At 74.0% G+C, this 19,125-nt stretch carries 18 protein-coding genes; 12 read left to right on the top strand and 6 right to left on the bottom strand.

All coding sequences use genetic code 11. The features are described from left to right. Positions 1-39: 39 nt before the first annotated feature. Genes FJQ57_RS08705 through FJQ57_RS08695 form a run of 3 tightly spaced genes read right to left on the bottom strand, consistent with a single transcriptional unit; the run spans position 40 to position 3,125 of the window. Positions 40-846: a carbohydrate ABC transporter permease gene (locus tag FJQ57_RS08705; protein ID WP_139979351.1), complete on the bottom strand. Its 807-nt coding sequence runs from the start codon at positions 844-846 to the stop codon at positions 40-42. A gap of 3 nt (positions 847-849) precedes the next feature. After that, the gene (locus FJQ57_RS08700) at positions 850-1,791 is read right to left on the bottom strand and encodes a carbohydrate ABC transporter permease (protein ID WP_211348828.1); all 942 of its coding nucleotides are present in this window, start codon (positions 1,789-1,791) and stop codon (positions 850-852) included. Then, positions 1,788-3,125 carry an ABC transporter substrate-binding protein gene (locus FJQ57_RS08695; RefSeq protein WP_170219342.1) on the bottom strand — a complete coding sequence of 446 codons (1,338 nt, stop codon included), beginning with the start codon at positions 3,123-3,125 and terminating at the stop codon, positions 1,788-1,790. The genes FJQ57_RS08700 and FJQ57_RS08695 overlap by 4 nt, the downstream gene beginning before the upstream one ends. A gap of 217 nt (positions 3,126-3,342) precedes the next feature. Between FJQ57_RS08695 and FJQ57_RS22380 the strand changes: the two genes are divergently transcribed. The 4 genes from FJQ57_RS22380 (at position 3,343) to FJQ57_RS23555 (ending at position 5,576) form a co-directional block, all read left to right on the top strand. Next, on the top strand, positions 3,343-3,915 hold the full coding sequence (locus FJQ57_RS22380) for a hypothetical protein (RefSeq protein ID WP_170219341.1): 573 nt from the start codon (positions 3,343-3,345) through the stop codon (positions 3,913-3,915). Then, positions 3,912-4,532 (top strand): class I SAM-dependent methyltransferase, encoded by a 621-nt coding sequence (locus FJQ57_RS08690; protein WP_139980525.1) that lies wholly within the window; start codon positions 3,912-3,914, stop codon positions 4,530-4,532. The genes FJQ57_RS22380 and FJQ57_RS08690 overlap by 4 nt, the downstream gene beginning before the upstream one ends. 22 nt (positions 4,533-4,554) lie before the next feature. Continuing rightward, positions 4,555-5,253 carry an NAD-dependent deacylase gene (locus FJQ57_RS08685; RefSeq protein ID WP_139979348.1) on the top strand — a complete coding sequence of 233 codons (699 nt, stop codon included), beginning with the start codon at positions 4,555-4,557 and terminating at the stop codon, positions 5,251-5,253. A 200-nt stretch (positions 5,254-5,453) separates the two neighbouring features. Next, on the top strand, positions 5,454-5,576 hold the full coding sequence (locus FJQ57_RS23555; RefSeq protein WP_281284246.1) for a hypothetical protein: 123 nt from the start codon (positions 5,454-5,456) through the stop codon (positions 5,574-5,576). A 6-nt stretch (positions 5,577-5,582) separates the two neighbouring features. On the opposite strand, the gene treZ is transcribed toward FJQ57_RS23555, so the two are convergent. The 3 genes from treZ to glgX are packed head-to-tail and all read right to left on the bottom strand — an operon-like array spanning position 5,583 to position 11,806. Further along, positions 5,583-7,385 carry a malto-oligosyltrehalose trehalohydrolase gene (treZ, locus tag FJQ57_RS08680; RefSeq protein WP_139979346.1) on the bottom strand — a complete coding sequence of 601 codons (1,803 nt, stop codon included), beginning with the start codon at positions 7,383-7,385 and terminating at the stop codon, positions 5,583-5,585. 3 nt (positions 7,386-7,388) lie between these two features. Then, positions 7,389-9,599 (bottom strand): malto-oligosyltrehalose synthase, encoded by a 2,211-nt coding sequence (gene treY, locus FJQ57_RS08675; protein WP_139979345.1) that lies wholly within the window; start codon positions 9,597-9,599, stop codon positions 7,389-7,391. Further along, the gene (gene glgX, locus FJQ57_RS08670) at positions 9,596-11,806 is read right to left on the bottom strand and encodes a glycogen debranching protein GlgX (RefSeq protein ID WP_139980523.1); all 2,211 of its coding nucleotides are present in this window, start codon (positions 11,804-11,806) and stop codon (positions 9,596-9,598) included. The genes treY and glgX overlap by 4 nt, the downstream gene beginning before the upstream one ends. Before the next feature lie 196 nt (positions 11,807-12,002). Between glgX and FJQ57_RS08665 the strand changes: the two genes are divergently transcribed. The 8 genes from FJQ57_RS08665 to FJQ57_RS08630 all read left to right on the top strand — a co-directional run bounded on the left by FJQ57_RS08665 (position 12,003) and on the right by FJQ57_RS08630 (position 19,125). Further along, entirely contained in the window at positions 12,003-13,148 is a 1,146-nt protein-coding gene (locus FJQ57_RS08665; protein WP_139979343.1) for an acyl-CoA dehydrogenase family protein, read from the top strand. Positions 13,149-13,181: 33 nt separating this feature from the next. Beyond that, positions 13,182-13,889 carry a hypothetical protein gene (locus FJQ57_RS08660; RefSeq protein ID WP_139979340.1) on the top strand — a complete coding sequence of 236 codons (708 nt, stop codon included), beginning with the start codon at positions 13,182-13,184 and terminating at the stop codon, positions 13,887-13,889. Further along, complete coding sequence (locus FJQ57_RS08655; protein WP_139979338.1) at positions 13,886-14,587, top strand: VIT1/CCC1 transporter family protein; 702 nt, start codon at positions 13,886-13,888, stop codon at positions 14,585-14,587. Before FJQ57_RS08660 ends, FJQ57_RS08655 begins: the two co-directional genes overlap by 4 nt. A 66-nt stretch (positions 14,588-14,653) precedes the next feature. Then, positions 14,654-15,688, top strand: coding sequence for a hypothetical protein (locus FJQ57_RS08650; RefSeq protein ID WP_139979337.1), 1,035 nt, complete (start codon positions 14,654-14,656; stop codon positions 15,686-15,688). A 15-nt stretch (positions 15,689-15,703) separates the two neighbouring features. Continuing rightward, positions 15,704-16,282, top strand: coding sequence for an RNA 2',3'-cyclic phosphodiesterase (gene thpR / locus FJQ57_RS08645; protein ID WP_246081763.1), 579 nt, complete (start codon positions 15,704-15,706; stop codon positions 16,280-16,282). A 10-nt stretch (positions 16,283-16,292) separates the two neighbouring features. Next, positions 16,293-17,432: an NAD(P) transhydrogenase subunit alpha gene (locus tag FJQ57_RS08640; protein ID WP_139979333.1), complete on the top strand. Its 1,140-nt coding sequence runs from the start codon at positions 16,293-16,295 to the stop codon at positions 17,430-17,432. Continuing rightward, a complete protein-coding gene (locus FJQ57_RS08635; protein ID WP_139979331.1) occupies positions 17,429-17,740 on the top strand; it encodes an NAD(P) transhydrogenase subunit alpha part 2 in 312 nt (103 codons plus the stop codon). The genes FJQ57_RS08640 and FJQ57_RS08635 overlap by 4 nt, the downstream gene beginning before the upstream one ends. Then, positions 17,740-19,125, top strand: a complete 1,386-nt coding sequence (locus FJQ57_RS08630; protein ID WP_139979330.1) for an NAD(P)(+) transhydrogenase (Re/Si-specific) subunit beta — start codon at positions 17,740-17,742, stop codon at positions 19,123-19,125. Before FJQ57_RS08635 ends, FJQ57_RS08630 begins: the two co-directional genes overlap by 1 nt.

Raw genomic sequence — 19,125 nt, 5'->3', positions numbered from 1 at the left:
CGGCCCTGGACTCACCCCTCGGGGCTGCTGGTCAGCTGCTCACTTGATGCCGGAGCGGGTGATGCCGGCGACGAACCACCGCTGCAGGACCACGAACATGACCAGCAGGGGCAGGCTGGAGAGCAGCGCCATGGCCATGATGCCGCCGTAGTCGTTGTCGTAGGCGTTCTGCAGCAGCCGCATCGCCACGGGCAGGGTGTACAGGTCGGGGTCGCGGAGCGTGATGAGCGGCCAGAGGAAGTCGTTCCACTGCGTCATGAACGCCAGCAGCGTCATCACCGCGACCAGCGGCCGGGCGTTGGGCAGCACGACCCGCACGAACGTCGTCAGCGTCGAGCAGCCGTCGACGCGGGCGGCGTCGAGCAGCTCGGTCGGGAACCCGACGAAGAACTGGCGGGCCAGGAAGACGCCCAGCGCGGTCGCCGCCGAGGGCAGGACGACGGCCCAGAAGAAGCCGACCAGCCCGAGCCGCGCGACGAGCTCGAACTGCGGGATCATGATCACCTGGGTCGGCACCAGCAGCGTGGCCAGCACCAGGCCCAGCACCAGCCCGCGGCCGCGGAAGCGCAGCGTGGCCAGGGCGTAGCCCGCGAGCAGGTTGACCACGACCGAGAGCAGGGTGGTCAGGGAGGCCACGACGAGGGCGTTGCCGAACCACCGGGCCACCGGGAACTGGTCGAACAGCCCGCGGAAGTTCTCCAGCGTCCAGTCGTCGGTCCACAGGCTCGCGCCGTCGTCGAGGATCGCCTCGCGCGGGGTGAAGGCGATGACCACCATCGCCACGAGCGGCAGCGCGAAGACCACGGTGACCAGCAGGCAGACGGCGACGCGGACGGGCTTGCTCACGGGTCAGTCCTCCTGGCGCGCGTTGCGGCGCAGCTGCAGCAGGGTGACCGCAGCGGTGAGCACGAACAAGACGATCCCGACCGTGGCGCCGTACCCGAAGTTGCGGGCCGGGCCGAAGCCCTCGTCGTAGGCGTAGGTGACGACCATCGTCGTGGAGTAGCCCGGGCCGCCGTTGGTCATCACGTAGACCACGTCGAAGACCTGGAAGGACCAGATCAGGTTGATGACGACCAAGAAGAACGTCGTCGGCCGCAGCTGCGGCACCACCACGTGGCGCACCACCGCCCAGCGGCCGGCGCCGTCGACGCGGGCGGCCTCGACGGTCTGCGGGTCGACGTCCTGCAGGGCGGCGATGTAGACGACCATCGAGAAGCCGGTGCGCGACCACAGGGTCATCACGACCACCGAGGCCATGGCCAGCGCGCCGTCGGACTGCCAGGCCACCTCGCCCAGGCCCAGGTCGCGCAGGAGGCCGTTGATGATGCCGACCGACTCGTCGAAGAGCAGCAGCCCGATGAGCGAGACCACGAGCGTGCTGACGACGATCGGCAGGTAGACGACCGTCCGGAACAGGCCGCGACCGGGCAGCGCCTTGTCCATCAGCAGCGCCAGCCCGAGCCCGAGCAGCACGCCCACCGGCACCGTGGCCACGGTGAAGATCGCGGTGTTGAGCACGGCTCGCCAGAAGACGTCGTCGCCGAGCAGCCGCTGCAGGTTGTCGAGCCCGCTCCAGCGGCCCGGCCCGAAGGACCGCTTGTCCTGGAAGGCCATGAGGAAGGCCCAGACGAGCGGCCCGAGCAGGAACAGCACGATGAGCAGCAGGTTGGGCGCGAGCAGGGCCCACGCCGCGCGGCCGTCGCCCCGCACGCGCCGGGCGGGCGGCGTACGCCGGGGCTCGGGCGGCTCGGGCGGTGGCGCGGCGGGGCGCTCGTCGACGGCGGTCACGCGCCGGTCCCGTCGTTGAGGGCGGCCGCGGCGTCGACCTTCTCGGCCAGGGCGCGCAGGGTGGCGTCGGTGGCGCGGCCCCCGAGGAAGGTCTGCTCGAGCTCGTTGGCCAGGTCGACGTTGGTCTCGGCGAAGGTCGGGGTGGTCACGTCGGCCACGTCGCGGTCCTCGATGGTGGTGATCTGGTCGGCGTAGACCGGCATCAGGTCGCCGCCGACGGAGAAGTCGAGACGGCGGTCGGCCAGCGACTCGCGGGTCGGCAGCAGCACCGACTCGGCGCAGAACTCCGCCATCGCGTCGGGGGAGCCGAGGTAGGCCAGGAACTCCGCCGCCAGCTCGGGGTTGACCGCGTCCTTGGTCGCCACCACCGCGTTGCCGCCGAGCTCGGTGGCGCGGCGCTCGTCGCGGGGCTGGTAGGTGACGGCGTAGTCGAACCGGTCGCCGATGGTCTCCGCGAACGCCGGCACCAGGAAGTTGCCCGCGAACAGCATGGCCAGGCGGCCGGCGGTGAACTGGGCGTCGGGGAACGTGGCCGACTTGGTCGACGTCGTGCCCGGCACCCACCCGCGCTCGAAGAACGACCGGGTGAAGTCCAGCGCCCGCGTGCCGGCCTCGCCCTCGATGACGCAGGAGGTGCGCGCCTCGTCGTACAGGTGGCCCCCGGCCATGAACAACCAGGTCAGCCAGCGGAACGCTCCCGCCGACTGCCAGTTGACCGCGAACGGGCTGAACCCGTCGGGGGCGCCGTCGCGGAGCCGGTCGGCGACCTCGCCGAACTCCTCCCAGGTCCACGCGTCCTCGGGCCGGTCGGGCACCGCGGTGACCCCGGCGTCGCGCAGGACGTCGGGCCGGTAGACGAGCGCGGTCGTGTCGACGTGCTGCGGGACGCCGTACACGCGGTCCTCGAAGGAGACCGCGCCGACGAACGCCGGCCGCAGGTCGGCGGTCAGGTCGGCCAGGGGGTCGGTGACGTCGAGCAGCTGGCCGGTGCTGGCGTACAGGCCCATCGTCGGGTAGTCGACCCGGAACACGTCGGGCGCGGTGCCGGAGAGCAGACCCGCGTCGATGCCGGTCGCGAAGTCGGAGAACGGCACCACCGTGAGGTCGACGCTGACCCCGCGGTCCTGCGCGAACTGCCGGGCCAGCCGGTCGTAGACGCCGGTCTCGGTGTCGGTGCCGTAGACCTGCACGGTCAGCCGGTCGCGGTCGCCCCGGCGGGTGCTCGAGACGCGCTCGGTCAGGCCGGCGCACCCGGCCAGCCCGGGACCGAGGGTCGCGGCCGCCAGACCCGCCAGCCCACCGCGCACCACCGCACGCCGCCCCACCGAGACCATCTGCGCACGCAACCACCCCTCGCGCCGCTCCGGGACCACCCCCCGCGGTGGCTGAGGCGCGAGCGGAGCGCGCGCGGGCGCTCCTCGCACCTCAGCGCGCCGCGGCGGGACCACACGGTGGTCGAGGAAGGCGCCCTGGCGCCTGTCTCGAGGCCACCCACCGCGGTCGACGAGCCGGGCTGCCGGGGGGCTGGGGCGGCCTGGGACACTGGACGGCATGTCCGCAGGTGAGGGCGGTCGACGACGCCGGCTGCTCACGATCGCGCCGTGGGCGGTCGTGGGGGTCGTGATGGCGGCCCTGGCCGCGGTCGCGGTCCTCCGGGTGGTCGTCGACCCCGACGACGAGCCGGGCGAGGCGACCACGGTCCGCGAGGTCGCCGACCAGGCCGTGGACGTCGCCGAGTCCCTCGACATCTCTGGCGGCACCGCCCTGCTCTGCGAGGCACCGATCGACCTCTACCGCCAGGCCGTCGAGTCCACCGTCGTCCGCTGGCAGTCCCTCAGCGGCGAGGACCTGCCCGCGGTCGAGGCCGGCGTGGAGGACGTCGACAGCGGGCCGGAGGGGTCCTTCGTGCTCCGGGTCGACCCCGAGTCGCCCGAGCTCGACGGCGAGGAGCGCGCCTTCCGGGTGTTCGTGCAGCAGCGCGGCAGCCGTTCCTGCGTCGTCGGGGTCGGCGGCCCGCGCGCCGAGCGCCCCACCACCCGCTTCTCCCGCGGCGGCTACCAGGGCGTCACGAGCCCCACGCCGCGGCCGACCCCGACCCCCACCCCCACCCCGACAGCGCCGTGACCCGCTGGGAGGACGTCGCCCGGGCGCGGCACGGCGACGACTACGCCGCGGCGTACGCCGAGCGGTTCCGGGCCCTGGCCGCCGAGGGGGACGACGTCCACGGCGAGGCCGACGCCGTGGCGGCCCTCCGTCCGCCGCCCGCCCGGGTCCTCGACGCCGGCTGCGGCACGGGCCGGGTCGCCCGCCGCCTGGCCGAGCAGGGATACGACGTCGTGGGGGTCGACGCCGACGCCTCGATGGTCGCGGTGGCGCGGGCCGACGCGCCCGACCTGGACTGGAGGGTCGCCGACCTCGCTGACCTGGCCGGCCTCGACCTCGGCGCGGCGCACGACCTCGTGCTCGCGGTCGGCAACGTGCTGCCGCTCGTCGAGCCCGGCACCCTGCCCGCGGTGCTGGCCGCCCTGGCCGCCCACCTGGGCGACGGAGGCCTGCTCGTGGTCTCGATGGGGCTCGACGTCGACCACCTGCCCGAGGGCTGCCCGGTCACGCCGCTGGCCGACGTCGAGGCGGCGTGGACCGCCGCCGGGCTGGTGGAGCAGGCCCGCCACGGCACCTGGGCCGGGGACCCGTGGACGCTCGACCACGGCTACCTGGTGACCGTGCTCACCCGCGCCTGACCCGATCTGGGACAGTGGCCCGGTGCGCGTCGTCGTCCTGACCGGTGCCGGCATCTCCGCCGAGAGCGGGGTGCCGACCTTCCGTGACGCCGACGGCCTCTGGGAGGGCCACCGCGTCGAGGACGTCGCCACGCCCGAGGCCTACGACGCCCAGCCGCAGCTGGTGCAGGAGTTCTACGACGCCCGCCGGGCCGCGCTCGCCCACGTCGCGCCCAACCCGGCCCACGAGGCGCTCGGCCGGCTCGAGCGCGCCCTCGGCGACGACCTGTTCCTCGTCACCCAGAACATCGACGACCTCCACGAGCGCGGCGGCTCCCAGCACGTCCACCACATGCACGGCGAGCTGCGCTCCGCGCTGTGCCGGGCCTGCGGGTCCCGGGTCGCGTGGGACGGCCCGCTCGTCGACTTCCCCGGCTGCCCCGGCTGTGGTCTGACCGAGCTGCGCCCCGACGTCGTCTGGTTCGGCGAGGTGCCCTACGGGATGGACGAGATCCTGGTCCACCTCCAGCGGGCCGACCTCTTCGTGTCCATCGGCACTTCCGGCGCGGTCTACCCCGCGGCCGGGTTCGTCACCTTCGCTGCCCGGCACGGCGCCCGCACCCTCGAGCTCAACCTGGTCCCCAGCGAGGGCAGCGCGTTCTTCGACGAGGCCCGCCACGGCCCGGCCGGCGTGCTGGTGCCGGCCTGGGTCGACGAGGTGCTCGGCGAGGTCATGGCCTGACCCGGACCAGTCCGCCGCGGGCGATCCGTTCGAACCCCTGACGGATCGCCGTCGGCTGTCCACACTCTCGCCCGTGGTCGAGCTCGAGGATCGCCTGGCTCGTCGCCGGCCGCCCCGAGACCGGTCCGCGACGCCCCTCGGCCCACGAACCCGGGGCGCCGGCCTGCCCCGAGCACGACCGGCCCGGCGGCGCCGCCGCCGTGGATCCCGAGCGGGACGAGGCGTTCCTCCGCCAGGTCCGGTCGCGGGCCGAGGCGCAGCGGCGCCGGCACGACGAGCAGCGCCGTGAGCGGGAGAGGCCCCGGCAGGACGACGGCGCCTGAGGGCCGTCAGGCCGTGGCCACCACGGCCCCCGCGTGCGCGGGAAGGCGGACGCCGCCGTCGACGACCTCGGCACCCGACGGCGTCGTGAAGAGCAGGGTCGCGGGCGACGCCCCGGTCGCCCCGGTCGCCCCGGACGCCTGCAGGGGGACGGTGCCCTCGCTGTCGCCCAGGTTGATGACGACCTCGAGCCGGCCCCGGCGCATCGAGAACAGCCGCGCGTCCTCGTCGTACCAGCAGGTGGTCGCGCCGAACGACGGGTCGGTGAGCTCCTCGTGCTCGCGGCGCAGCCGCGCGAGGTCGCGGTAGACCCCGAGCAGGCGCTCGCCACGCTCGGTCGTGGTCTCGGACCAGTCGAGCTTGGACCGCTCGAAGGTCGCCGGGTCCTGCGGGTCGGGGACGACGTCGGGGTCCCAGCCCATCTGCGCGAACTCCTCGATGCGGCCCTTCGCGGTCGCCTCGCCCAGCTCGGGCTCGGGGTGGGAGGTGAAGAACTGGAACGGCGTGCGCGCCCCCCACTCCTCGCCCTGGAACAACATCGGCGTGAACGGCCCCGTGAGCACCAGCAGGGCCGCGCAGGCCAGCTGGTCCTCGTCGAGGTGCTCGGTGAGCCGGTCGCCGACCGCGCGGTTGCCGATCTGGTCGTGGTTCTGGCTGCACACCACCAGGCGCCAGGTCGGCATCGTCGCGGTGTCGACCGGGGCGCCGTGGTCGCGGCCGCGGAACGAGCTGTAGGTGCCGTCGTGGAAGAAGCCCTTCTCCACCACCTTGGCCAGGGCCGAGAGCGGCTCGAAGTCGGCGTAGTAGCCGGTCGTCTCGCCGGTCAGGGCCACGTGCACCGCGTGGTGGAAGTCGTCGCTCCACTGCGCGTCGAGGCCGTAGCCGCCGCCCTCGCGGGGCGTCACCAGCCTGGTGTCGTTGAGGTCGGACTCGGCGATGAGCGTCAGCGGCCGACCCAGGTGGGCCGACAGGGCCGCGGTCTCGACCGCCATCTCCTCCAGCAGGTGCACCGGCGACTCGTCGTGCAGGGCGTGGACCGCGTCGAGCCGCAGGGCGTCGACGTGGAAGTCCTCGAACCACATCCGCACGTTGTCCAGGATGAGCCGGCGCACCTCGGTCGAGCCCTCGCCGTCGAGGTTGACCAGGTCGCCCCAGGTGTTGCGGCCCTGCTTGAGGTAGGGGCCGTACTCGGGGAGGTAGTTGCCCGAAGGGCCGAGGTGGTTGTAGACGACGTCCTGGCACACGCCCAGCCCGGCTGCGTGGGCGGCGTCGACGAACCGCTGGTAGCCCTCGGGGCCGCCATAGGGCTCGTGCACGGCCGACCACAGCACGCCGTCGTAGCCCCAGTTGTGGGTGCCGTTGACCGCGTTGACCGGCAGGAGCTCGACGAGGTCGACGCCGACCGAGCGCAGGTGGTCCAGCTTGGCCGCCGCCGCGTCGAACGTGCCCTCGGGGGTGAACGTGCCGACGTGCAGCTCGTAGACCACGGCGCCGGCCAGCTGCCGACCCCGCCAGGTGTCGTCGCTCCACGAGAAGGCCTCGGGGCGGTGGGTTCGCGAGCGCTGGTGGACGCCCGCCGGCTGGCGCCGCGACCGCGGGTCGGGTCGGGGCGCGTCCGCGTCGTCGATCAGGTAGCCGTAGTCCAGGTCTCCCTTCGCCGGGTCCGGTGTGGGCTCGGACGGGGTCCACCACCCGCCGTCCGACTGCTGCATCTCGACGATGTCATCGACCACCGACAAGCGGAGCCGGGAGGCGCTCGGCGCCCACACGTCGAAGGGGCCGCGGACGCGGCGGGGGGTCGGGTGGGCCATCGGTCAGTCCTCCTCGCGCACGAGCAGCGCGACGCCGTACGTCGCCAGCAGCGGCCCGAGCTCGCCGTCGGTGGTGCGGTCGGTCAGCAGGTCGCGCCAGGTGCCCTCGGGCAGCACGAGCCGGGTGTCGCCCCAGCCGCCGCGGGCCTCGAGGCCGACGGGCAGGCGGGTCGCGACGGCGAGCGCACCGCCGCGGTCGAAGGCGACGACGTGGTCGGCGGCCTCGCCGGTGGCGCGGACCGGGGTGTAGCCGGTGAACAGCTCGGGCCGGTCGCGGCGCAGCCGCAGCGCCTCGGCAACCAGGCGGAGCTTGGGCAGCTGCACGTGGGTCGCCTGGCCGGCGAGCAGGTCGGCCCGGAGGTCGAAGTCGACCGGGCGTCGGTTGTCGGGGTCGACGAGCGACAGCTCCCACAGCTCGGAGCCCTGGTAGACGTCGGGCACGCCGGGCATGGCCAGGGCGAGCAGCTTGGCCGCCAGCCCGTTGGTCGCACCGGGGCCGAGCAGGTCGGCGTACAGGCCGGTGACCTCGGCGTGCACCCGTTCGTCGTCGAAGGCGGCGTCGACCGCGGCGTGCACCGCGCCCTCGAACTCCTCGTCGGGGTCGGTCCACGTCGTGTGGTCGCCGGCCTCGCGCATCGCCTTCTCGGCGTAGGCGTGCAGCCGGGACCGCAGGTCGGCGTCGTCGGGGTCCCACGCGCCGACCACGGCCTGCCACAGCAGGCAGGCGAACGCCGCGCTGGGCACCGGCGCGAGCGCCTGCAGCCGCTCGAAGGTCGCGGTCCACCGCTCCGGCACCTCGGCCAGCACGGTGATGCGGGCGCGGGTGTCCTCGCTGCGCTTGGTGTCGTGGGTCGAGAGGGCGGTCATCGCGTGCGGCCAGGCCGACTGTCGGTGGGCCATGGCATCGTGGAACGCGTCGACGCCCACGCTGAAGTGGCTCGGGTCGCCGCCGACCTCGGTGAGCGAGGTCAGCCGCGGGTAGCGGTAGAACGCGCAGTCCTCCACGCCCTTGGCCATCACGGCCCCGGTGGTCTGCTGGAAGCGCCACGCCGCCGACTGGTCGGGGTCACCCAGCACGGGCACCAGCGCGTCGACGGCCTCGGTGAGGTCGGGCCGGGCGCGCCGGGCCGCCTCCGCCGCGGCCTCGAGGTGCTCGCGGCCCTCGGGCAGGTAGGAGCGGTAGACCGGGAAGCAGGCGGCCAGCTCGGCCACCGCGTCGACGAGCACGTCGGCGTCGTGGGGGAGCGGGGGCAGCTCGCGCACGACCCGCCGCACCTCCGAGCCCAGGATGCCGTCGGTGACCTCGCGCTTGGTGCCGCGCACGAGCTCGTGCCAGTCGAGGTCGCTGAAGGGCAGGGCGTGCTCGGCCGCGGGGTCGGTGAGCACCCGGTCGACGAGCCCGAGGGCGTCGTACCCGGTGGTGCCGGCGGTGGCCCACGAGGCCGGCATCTCCTCGCCGGGCTCGAGGATCTTCTCGACCAGCACCCACGCGTCGCCGGTGAGGGCGGCCAGGTCGTCGAGGTAGCGGCCGGGGTCGCGCAGGCCGTCAGGGTGGTCGACGCGCAGGCCGTCGACCAGGCCCTCGTCGAACCACCGCTTGATCTCGGCGTGCGACTCCTCCAGCGCCCAGGGCTCCTCGACCCGGATGCCGGCGAGGGTGTTGACGGCGAAGAAGCGCCGCCAGTTGAGCCGGTCGTCGGCGGCGCGCCAGGAGACCAGCTCGAAGCCGTCGCCGGCCGGGAACTGGTGGTCGTGGTAGTGCACGCCGTCGGCGGAGCGCTCGACCGAGCCCTCGTCGCCGTCGCCCACGACGGGCACCAGCACCTTGCCGCCGCCGGCCTCCCAGTCGACGTCGAAGGCCTCGGCGTACCGCGACCGGCGGCCGTGGTCGAGCAGGTCCCACCACCACGGGTTGGCCGACGGCGTCGCGATGCCGACGTGGTTGGGCACGATGTCGACGAGCACGCCGAGCCCGAGCCGCCGCGCCTCGGCCACGAACACGTCGAGACCCTCCCGGCCGCCGCGGGCCGGGTCGACCCGGTCGTGCCGGACGACGTCGTACCCGTGGTCGGAGCCGGGCTCGGCCTCGAGCAGCGGGGACAGGTAGACCCAGTCGACGCCGAGGTCGCGCAGGTAGGACAGCCGGGACGCGGCCTCGTGCAGGTCGAAGGACTCCCGGACCTGCAGCCGGTAGGTGCTGGCGGGGACCTTCACGACTCGCGCACCGTCCCGGCCTGGGCCGCGACCGACGCCGCGACGGAGTGGTCGGGCTCGGCCTCGGGCTCGTGGTGCTCGCGCAGCACGAGCAGCGACCGCGTGCTCATCTCGTACGACGCCCCGGCGGGCAGCACGTCGACCGCGTCGGCGTCGGCGCCGGTCGCCACGACCACGTCCCAGGCCTCGGCGTACTCGGCGGGGGGCAGGACGACGGTGGCCTGGCCGTCGGCGTTGAAGTACAGCAGGAAGTGGTCGTCGGTGATGGGCGCGCCGCGCTCGTCGACGCCGGCGATGCCGTGGCCGTTGAGGTACATGCCGATGGCCTTGGCCGCGGCGCCCTCGGTGGCGTCCCAGTCGCCCTCCTCCATCGGCCGGCCGTCGAGGTGCAGCCACACGATGTCGTTGAGCCGGTCGCCCTCGCCGCCCTTGACGGGCGTGCGCACCGTGGAGCCGGTGAAGAAGCGCTTGCGGCGGAAGGTCGGGTGGTCGCGGCGCAGCCGCACGACGGCAGAGGTGAAGTCGAGCAGCGGCTTGTCGACGTCGGACCAGTCCATCCAGGCGATCTCGGAGTCCTGGGCGTAGGTGTTGTTGTTGCCGTCCTGGGTCCGGCCGAGCTCGTCACCGTGCAGGATCATCGGCACGCCCTGGCTCAGCAGCAGGGTGGCCAGGAAGTTGCGCTGCTCGCGGGCGCGGGCGGCCAGGATCTCCGGGTCGTCGGTGGGGCCCTCCGCGCCGTGGTTGTCGGAGCGGTTGTGGTCCTCGCCGTCGCGGCTGTCCTCGCCGTTGGCGTCGTTGTGCTTGTCGTTGTAGGACACGAGGTCGCGCAGGGTGAACCCGTCGTGGGCGGTGACGAAGTTGATGCTCGCCACCGGGCGGCGCCCGGTGTGCTCGTAGAGGTCGGAGGACCCGGCCACCCGGGAGGCGAACTCGCCGAGCGTCGGCTCGCCGCGCCAGAAGTCGCGCACGACGTCACGGTAGGCGCCGTTCCACTCCGTCCACTGCGGCGGGAAGCCGCCGACCTGGTAGCCGCCGGGGCCGATGTCCCACGGCTCGGCGATGAGCTTGACCTGCGAGACCACCGGGTCCTGCTGCACGAGCTCGAAGAACGTGGCCAGGCGGTCGACCTCGTAGAACTCACGGGCCAGGGTCGAGGCCAGGTCGAAGCGGAAGCCGTCGACGTGCATCTCGGTGACCCAGTAGCGCAGCGAGTCCATGATCAGCTGCAGGGCGTGGGGGTTGCCGACGTTGAGCGAGTTCCCGGTGCCGGTGTAGTCCATGTAGAACTTCTTCTCGTCGTCGACGAGCCGGTAGTAGGCCTGGTTGTCGATGCCGCGCATGGAGAGCATCGGGCCCATGTGGTTGCCCTCGGCGGTGTGGTTGTAGACCACGTCGAGGATGACCTCGATGCCGGCGGCGTGCATGGCCTTGACCATGGCCTTGAACTCCTGCACCTGCTGGCCGAGCGCCCCCGGCCCGTCGACGCGGCCGCTGGCGGCGTAGTCGGCGTGCGGGGCGAAGAAGCCGAGGGTGTTGTAGCCCCAGTAGTTGCGCAGGCCCTTGTCGAGCAGCGTGCTGTCCTGGGTGAACTGGTGCACCGGCATGAGCTCGATGGCGGTGACCCCGAGCCGGGTCAGGTGGTCGGTGACGGCCGGGTGGGCCAGCCCGGCGTACGTGCCGCGCAGCGACTCGGGCACCTCCGGGTGCTGCTGGGTCATGCCCTTGACGTGCGCCTCGTAGATGACGCTCTCGTTGAGCGGGTAGTCGAGGCGGCGGTCGCCCTCCCAGTCGAAGTACGGGTTGATGACGACGCCGTGGGTGACGTGGGCGGCGGAATCGTCGTCGTTGCGGGAGTCCTCGTCGCCGAAGGTGTAGCCGAACAGGCTCTGGTCCCAGTCGATCTCGCCCGCGGTGGCCTTGGCGTAGGGGTCGAGCAGCACCTTGGCGGGGTTGCAGCGCAGCCCGTTGGCGGGGTCCCACGGACCGTGCACGCGGTAGCCGTAGCGCTGGCCGGGCTGCACCTGGGGCAGGTAGCAGTGCCAGATGTAGGCGTCGACCTCGGTCACCTCGACGCGGGTCTCGCCGCCGTCGCCGTCGAACAGGCACAGCTCGACGCGCTCGGCCACCTCGCTGAACAGGGCGAAGTTGGTCCCCGAGCCGTCGAAGGTCGCGCCCAGGGGGTAGGCCCGGCCGGGCCAGACGGGCAGGTCGTTGGGGGTCTCGGACACGGGTCCTCCGGGTGGTCGAACGGGCGTGCAGGGGCGTCGGGCCGAGTCGCCGACGGTGGATTTGATCGATCCAAGCACCCCGGGTGGGCCGCGCGTAAGCCACGACGGGGTGATGCCGGTGACGCCAACCACGTTCCCCGACCCCGACGGTTACCGAGCAGTAGGATCAGGCCCCATGAAGCGTGAGATCTACGACGAGGACCACGAGGCCTTCCGCGGCTCGGTCCGCGAGTTCCTGGAGCGGTCGGTCATCCCCCACGTGGAGGACTACGCCACCAACAAGGCCATCCCGCGGGAGTTCTGGCTCGAGGCGGGCAAGCAGGGCCTCCTGGGCCTGGAGGTCCCCGAGCAGTACGGCGGCGCCGGCGCCGGCGACTACCGGTTCAACGCCGTGGCGACCGAGGAGATGAACAAGGTCAACGCCGCGCTGGGGTCGTGCTGGGGCATCCACGCCGACATCTGCGCGCCGTACCTCGTCGAGCTCGGCACCGAGGAGCAGAAGCAGCGCTGGCTGCCCGGCGTCGCCTCGGGCGAGATCCTGCTGGCCATCGGCATGACCGAGCCCTCGGGCGGCTCCGACCTCGCCGCGCTCAAGACCACCGCGGTCAAGGACGGCGACACCTGGGTCATCAACGGCTCCAAGACCTTCATCACCAACGGGTACGCCGCCGACCTGGTCATCACCGCGGTGCGCACCAGCCCGGAGAAGAAGGCCCGCGGCATCACGCTGTTCGCCATCCCCTCCGACGCGCCGGGCTACAGCCGCGGCCGCAAGCTCGACAAGGTCGGCCAGGACGAGTCCGACACCGCCGAGCTGTTCTTCGAGGACGTGCGGCTCTCCGACGAGCACATCGTCGGCGAGCTCGACGGCGGCTTCATCCACATGATGCAGAAGCTGCCGCAGGAGCGCCTGGGCTGCTCGATCTCCAACATCGCCCACGCCAAGCAGATCCTCGTGGAGACCCTGCAGTACACCAAGGACCGCCAGGCCTTCGGCCAGGGCATCGGCTCCTTCCAGCACAACAAGTTCCTGCTGGCCGAGCTGTTCACCCAGATCGAGGTCAGCGAGGCCTTCGTCGACAAGTGCGTCGAGGCGCACGACAAGAAGGAGCTCACGCCCGTCGACGCGGCCAAGGCCAAGTGGTGGACCTCGCAGATCCAGAACGACGTGCTCGACCACTGCGTGCAGCTGCACGGCGGCTACGGCTTCATGAACGAGTACCGCGTGGCCCGTGCCTGGCGCGACGCCCGCGTCTCGAAGATCTGGGCCGGGTCCAACGAGATCATGAAGGAGCTCATCGGCCGCGACCTCGGTCTGTGACGGGCCGCTGACGCCACCTGCGACGATCCTCGGATGCCTGACGACGCGCCCGCCGTACGCCGCCTGGAGCCCGCCGACCTCGACTGGCTGGTCGAGCGGGCCCGGGCGCGCCGCGAGCGCCTGGCGGCGCACGCGCCGCGCTTGTGGCGGCCCGCGGCCGACGCGACGGAGCGGCACCGGGCGTTCCTGGGCCGGCTGCTGGCCGATCCGGCGACGACCGCCCGGCGCACCGACCGCGGGTACGCCCTCGGCCTGGCCGGCTCCGGCGGTGCCCGCACCGTTGTCGACGACATGGACGTCGACGAGGACGCCTGGGCCACCGAGGGGGTGGCGCTGCTGCGGTCGTTCGCCGGTCCGGTGCGCCTGGTCGCGCCGACGCACGAGCTCGCCCGCCGGGCGGCGGCGGAGGCCGTCGGCCTGGCGCCGGTCGAGTCGTGGTGGCACCGCGACCTGCCGCTGGTGCAGGTGCGTGGCGAGGGTGGCCGGGTGCAGCTGTCCGCGGCCGGCGCCACGGGCCGGCTGGTGCCCGCGCCGCCGGTCCACGACCCCGGCGGCAGCGTCCTGCTGGTCACCGGCGCGCCCGACGCGGCCTCCCTCGACGCGCTCGAGGCCGAAGCCGCCGAGCGGGGCGCCACGGTCTCGGTCGTCGTCCAGCGCGTCGGCGACCTGTCCCTCGAGCTCCTGCTGACCACGAGCGGCCACGTGCGCACCACCGACTTCCTCGAGGGCGTCCCGGCGTGAGCGAGCCGGCCGAGCACACCAGCGGCCTCTCGCAGCGCCTCAGCTGGCTGCGCGCCGCCGTGCTCGGCGCCAACGACGGCATCGTCTCCACCGCGGGCATCGTGGTCGGCGTCGCCGGCGCGACCACCGACCGCGGCGCGATCCTCGTCGCGGGCGTCGCCGCCGTGGTGGCCGGAGCGCTCAGCATGGCCGCCGGCGAGTACGTCTCGGTCTCCACCCAGCGCGACTCCGAGCGCGCCCTGCTGCGCACCGAGGAGCGCGAGCTGCGCGAGGAGCCGGAGCACGAGCTCGAGGAGCTCGCCGCGATGTACGTCGAGCGCGGGCTCGACGACGACCTCGCCCACCGGGTCGCCCGCCAGCTCACCGACCACGACGCGCTCGCCGCGCACGCGGAGGTCGAGCTGGGCATCGACCCCGCCGACCTGACCAGCCCCTGGCGCGCCGCGGTCGCCTCCATGGTGGCCTTCACCCTCGGCGCCCTGCTCCCGCTGCTGACCATCCTGCTCGTCCCCGCCGGCGGCCGGGTCGTGGTCACGGTCGTCGCGGTCGCCGCCGCCCTGGCCGCCACCGGCTTCACCAGCGCCCGCCTCGGCTACGCCCCGCCCGGCCGCGCCGTGCTGCGCAACGTCAGCGGCGGCCTGCTCGCCATGGGCGTGACGTACGCCGTGGGCTCGGTGCTCGGCACCCGCGTCGGCTGACGTCCCGGGCCCGGCCACCGGGCTGGACCAGCGTTTCCGCACCCGGCGCCCGGGCACGCTGGTGCCATGGCATGGGGGCGTGGGTCGGTGCTGCCCGGCTCCGCCCTGGCCGCCCGGGCCGCCCTGGCCCTGGTGGTCGCCGTGGTCGTTGCCGGGTGCTCGCCCGAGCCGACCGGGGTCCCGGTCGGGCAGGGCACGCCGTCGGCGTCGCCGGCCGCCCCGACCTCCGGTGCGACCGAGCCGACGCCCACCCCGACCGCGCCCGCCGCGCCTGCCGAGCCCGCCGCGCCGGAGCCCTGGGCCACCGACGGCCCGGCCGTCCGCCGCGCCGCCCGGACGTTCCTGCGACAGGTGGGGACCTACGACCGCGACGCCCTCGACGGGCGGGGTCGTCTGGCCGCGGTCCGCGACGTCGTCCGCCGGCTGGCGACCCCGGCCTTCCGGGACTCCCTGCTCGGCGGGCTCCCCGCCATCGAGGAGCAGGTGGCGACCACGGGCGCGTCGCTGCGCACCCGTGTGACCACCTCGTCCGTGGCGGCCCTGACCGGCGACGGCGCTCGCGTGCTCACCACCACCGTCTCGCGGGGTGGCACCGGGACCAGCGCCAGCACGGTGCCTGGCCGGTTCCTGGTCCAGCTGGCCCGGCGGGGCGAGCGCTGGCTCGTCGCGGGCTTCGAGGCGGTCGTCGACCAGGGGCCGGGGCTGCGGGCGAGCGGCAACGGGGAGGTGCCGGACGCCGGGGTGCAGGCGCGCGCCCGCGCCCTCGAGGCGGTCACGGCGACCCTGTCCTACGACCACCGCTCCCTCGGCCGCGACGTCACCCGGACCGTGCCCCTGCTGACCGAGGCGTACGCCGCGCAGTACCGGACCCTCGTCGACACCGTCCGGCCCCAGGTCCGGCGCGACCGCGTGGTCGTCACCGCCCGCCCGGTGGCGGCCGGCGTCGTCGACGTCGGGGCCGACCGGGTCACCGTCGTGGTCCTGCTCGACCGCGAGGTCCGCAGCACCGCGCCCACGCAGACCGTCGCGACCGTCGCCACGGCCACCATGGAGCTCGTCGACGGCGCCTGGTTGCTGGCGGCCGTGCGCGAGGAGCGGTAGGCCTGGACCGTGCGGATGTTCGTGGCGGTGCGACCCCCGGAGGCGGCGGTCGAGCACCTCGAGGCGTTCCTGGCCGACCGGCGCGAGCACGCGGCCTTCCGCTGGACCCCGGCCGAGCAGCTCCACCTGACCCTCGCCTTCGCGGCCGACGTGCCCGACCACGACGTCGAGCCGCTGCTCGACGGCCTCGAGGCCGCCGCCGGGCGGCGTACGCCGTTCGAGGCGCGGCTCGCGGGCGGCGGCTCGTTCCCCGACGCAGCCCGGGCGCGGGTGCTGTGGGCCGGTCTCGACCTCGGTGCGGCCGCGGCGGCCCGGACGGAGCTGGACCGCCTGGCCGCCGGCGCCCGGACGGCCGTGGCCCGGGCCGGCCTCGCGGTCGACGGGCAGCGGTTCCGGCCGCACGTCACCGTGGCCCGGCTCGGCCGCCCGGAGGACGTCACCCGCTGGGTGCGGGTGCTGGACACCTACGACGGACCGGCGTTCACCGTCGACCACGTCGAGCTGGTGGCCAGCCACCTCGGGGAGGGCCCCCGCCGTCGGCCGCGCCACGAGGTGCTCGCCGAGGTGCCGCTCGGGGGCGCGCCGCGGGAGTAGGTTGCGGACCGTGAAGGTGGCAGTGGCCAGGGAGACCCGCGAGGGCGAGACGCGGGTCGCGCTGGTGCCCGAGCTCGTCGGCAAGCTCACCGCGCTCGGGTACGACGTCGCGGTGGAGCCCGGGGCCGGCCTCGGCGCCCTGGTGGCCGACGCCGACTGGGCCGCGGCCGGGGCGTCGGTCGACGAGCGCGCGCTCGACGACGCCGACCTGGTCGTCTCGGTCCAGCCGCTGCCCACCGCCGCCGTGCAGCGGCTGCGCGAGGGCGCGACGACGGTCTCGTTCCTCCCCGTCGCCCAGGAGCTCGGGCTGGTCGCCGACCTGCGCGACCGTGGCGTCACCGCGATCGCGATGGAGCTCGTGCCGCGCATCTCCCGCGCGCAGTCGATGGACGCGCTGTCGTCGCAGTCGCTGGTCAGCGGCTACCGCTGCGCGATCGTCGCGGCCGGCCTGCTGCGGGAGTTCTTCCCGCTCAACATGACCGCCGCCGGCACCGTGCAGCCCGCCGAGGTGCTGGTGCTCGGCGCCGGGGTCGCGGGCCTGCAGACCATCGCCACGGCCAAGCGCCTCGGCGCGGTCGTGCGCGCCTACGACGTGCGCGCGGCCGCCGCCGAGGAGATCCGGTCAATGGGCGCCAAGGCGGTCGAGCTCGACCTGCCCACCCTCGACGGCGCCGGTGGCTACGCCCGCGAGATGAGCGAGGAGCGCTCCGCCCTGCAGCGCGAGCTGCTCACGCCGTACGTCGCCGCGGCCGACGCGCTCATCACCACCGCCGCCGTGCCGGGCCGACGGGCGCCGGTGCTCGTCACCCGCGCCATGGTCGAGCAGATGGGGCCCGGGTCGGTGGTCGTCGACCTGGCCGCCGACAGCGGCGGCAACGTCGAGGGCTCGGTGGCCGGCGAGGTCGTCCGCATCGGCCAGGCCCAGGTGTGGGGCGGGCGCAACGTGCCGGCCCAGATGCCGGCGCCGGCGTCGCGGCTCTATGCCCAGAACGTGGTCAACCTCGTCGCCCTGCTCACCCCCGAGGTCGACGGCGAGCGCCGCCTCGCGCCCGACCTCGACGACGAGATCGTCGCCGGCGCCTGCGTGACCCACGCGGGCGCCGTGCGCCACGAGCCCACGCGGCAGCTGCTCGAGGGAGGACCGGCATGAACCCCGACGTCACCTGGCTCACCTACTTCGTGCTCAGCGTGTTCGTGGGCATCGAGGTGATCGCCAAGGTCAGCTCGACGCTGCACACGCCGCTGATGTCGGGCGCCAACGCGATCCACGGCGTGATCCTGCTCGGCGCGGTGCTCGTCGCCGGGTCCTCCGACGGGCTCGCGCTGGTCGTCGCGCTCGTGGCGGTGGTGCTGGCCGCGGTCAACATGGTCGGCGGGTTCGTGGTGACCGACCGGATGCTGCAGATGTTCACCCGCCCTGCCCGACCGGGTGCCGCGGCGCGGAAGCGGGTCGACTGATGCCGGTCTGGGCGCAGCTGGTCTACCTGCTCTGCGCGGTCGGGTTCGTCCTCGCCCTCAAGGGCCTGTCGGGTCCGCGCACCGCCCGCACCGGCAACCTCGTGGGCGCCGCGGCCGCGGTGGTCGCCTGCGCGCTGCCGTTCTTCTACGCCGACCTCGACCACGTGGTGCTGATCCTGGTCGCCATCGCCGTCGGCTCGGTGGTCGGCGTGGTCGGCGCGCAGCGGGTGCAGATGACCCAGATGCCGCAGCTGGTCGCGCTGTTCAACGGCGTCGGCGGCGGCGCTGCGGCGCTGGTCGCGCTCGTCGAGCTCGAGCTCTACGCCTCCTTCGCCGGCTCGAGCGACCTGCCGCTGGCCCCCCTGGTCTTCACCGCGTTCACGATCCTCGTCGGCGCCGTGTCGTTCTCCGGGTCGGTCGTCACCTTCGCCAAGCTGCAGGAGCTGATGACCTCGCGTCCCGTCGTGCCGCCGGGGCTGCCGTTCGCCTTCGTCGGCAGCGGCCTGGCCGCGCTGGTGCTGGCCGGGGTGCTGGTCGACTCGCCCGCGGTGTGGGTCGGGGTGCTGCTCGCGCTGGTCGGCCTGCTGCTCGGCGTCCTGCTGGTGCTGCCCGTCGGCGGCGCCGACGTCCCGATCGTCATCTCGCTGCTCAACGCCTTCACCGGCCTCACCGTCGCCGCCGGCGGCTACGTGCTCGGCAACACCGTGCTGCTCGTGGCCGGCACCCTCGTCGGCGCGTCGGGCACGTTCCTGACCCTCCTCATGGCGCGCGCCATGGGCCGCTCGGTCGGCAACATCCTCTTCGGCGCCCTCAAGGGCGGCTCCACCCTCGGCGCGGGCGAGGCCTCCGACCGGCCGGTGCGCAGCGCCGGGCCCGAGGACGTCGCCATCCTGCTCGGGTACGCCGAGCGGGTCATCATCGTCCCCGGCTACGGCCTGGCCGTGGCCCAGGCCCAGCACACGCTGCGCGAGCTCGTCGAGGTGCTCCTCGAGCGCGGCACCGAGGTCGACTACGCCATCCACCCGGTCGCCGGACGGATGCCCGGCCACATGAACGTGCTGCTGGCCGAGGCCCAGGTGCCCTACGAGCAGCTGCGCGAGATGGACGACGTCAACGGCGAGTTCCGCCAGACCGACGTCGTCCTCGTCGTCGGCGCCAACGACGTCGTCAACCCCGCCGCCCGCACCACGCCGTCGGCCCCGATCTACGGCATGCCGATCCTCGACGTCGACGAGTCGCGCCAGGTCGTCTTCCTCAAGCGCTCCATGCGTCCCGGCTTCGCCGGCATCGAGAACGAGCTCCTCTTCGACCCCAGGACCACCCTGCTCTTCGGCGACGCCAAGGACTCCCTGGGCAAGCTGCTCGCCGCCGTCAAGGCGCTCTGA

It is taken from the genome of Nocardioides litoris (assembly GCF_006346315.1).
GTDB classification, from domain to species: domain Bacteria; phylum Actinomycetota; class Actinomycetes; order Propionibacteriales; family Nocardioidaceae; genus Nocardioides; species Nocardioides litoris.
Note: the sequence above shows the minus strand (reverse complement) of the source record. Positions and strands in the feature narration are given on the sequence as shown.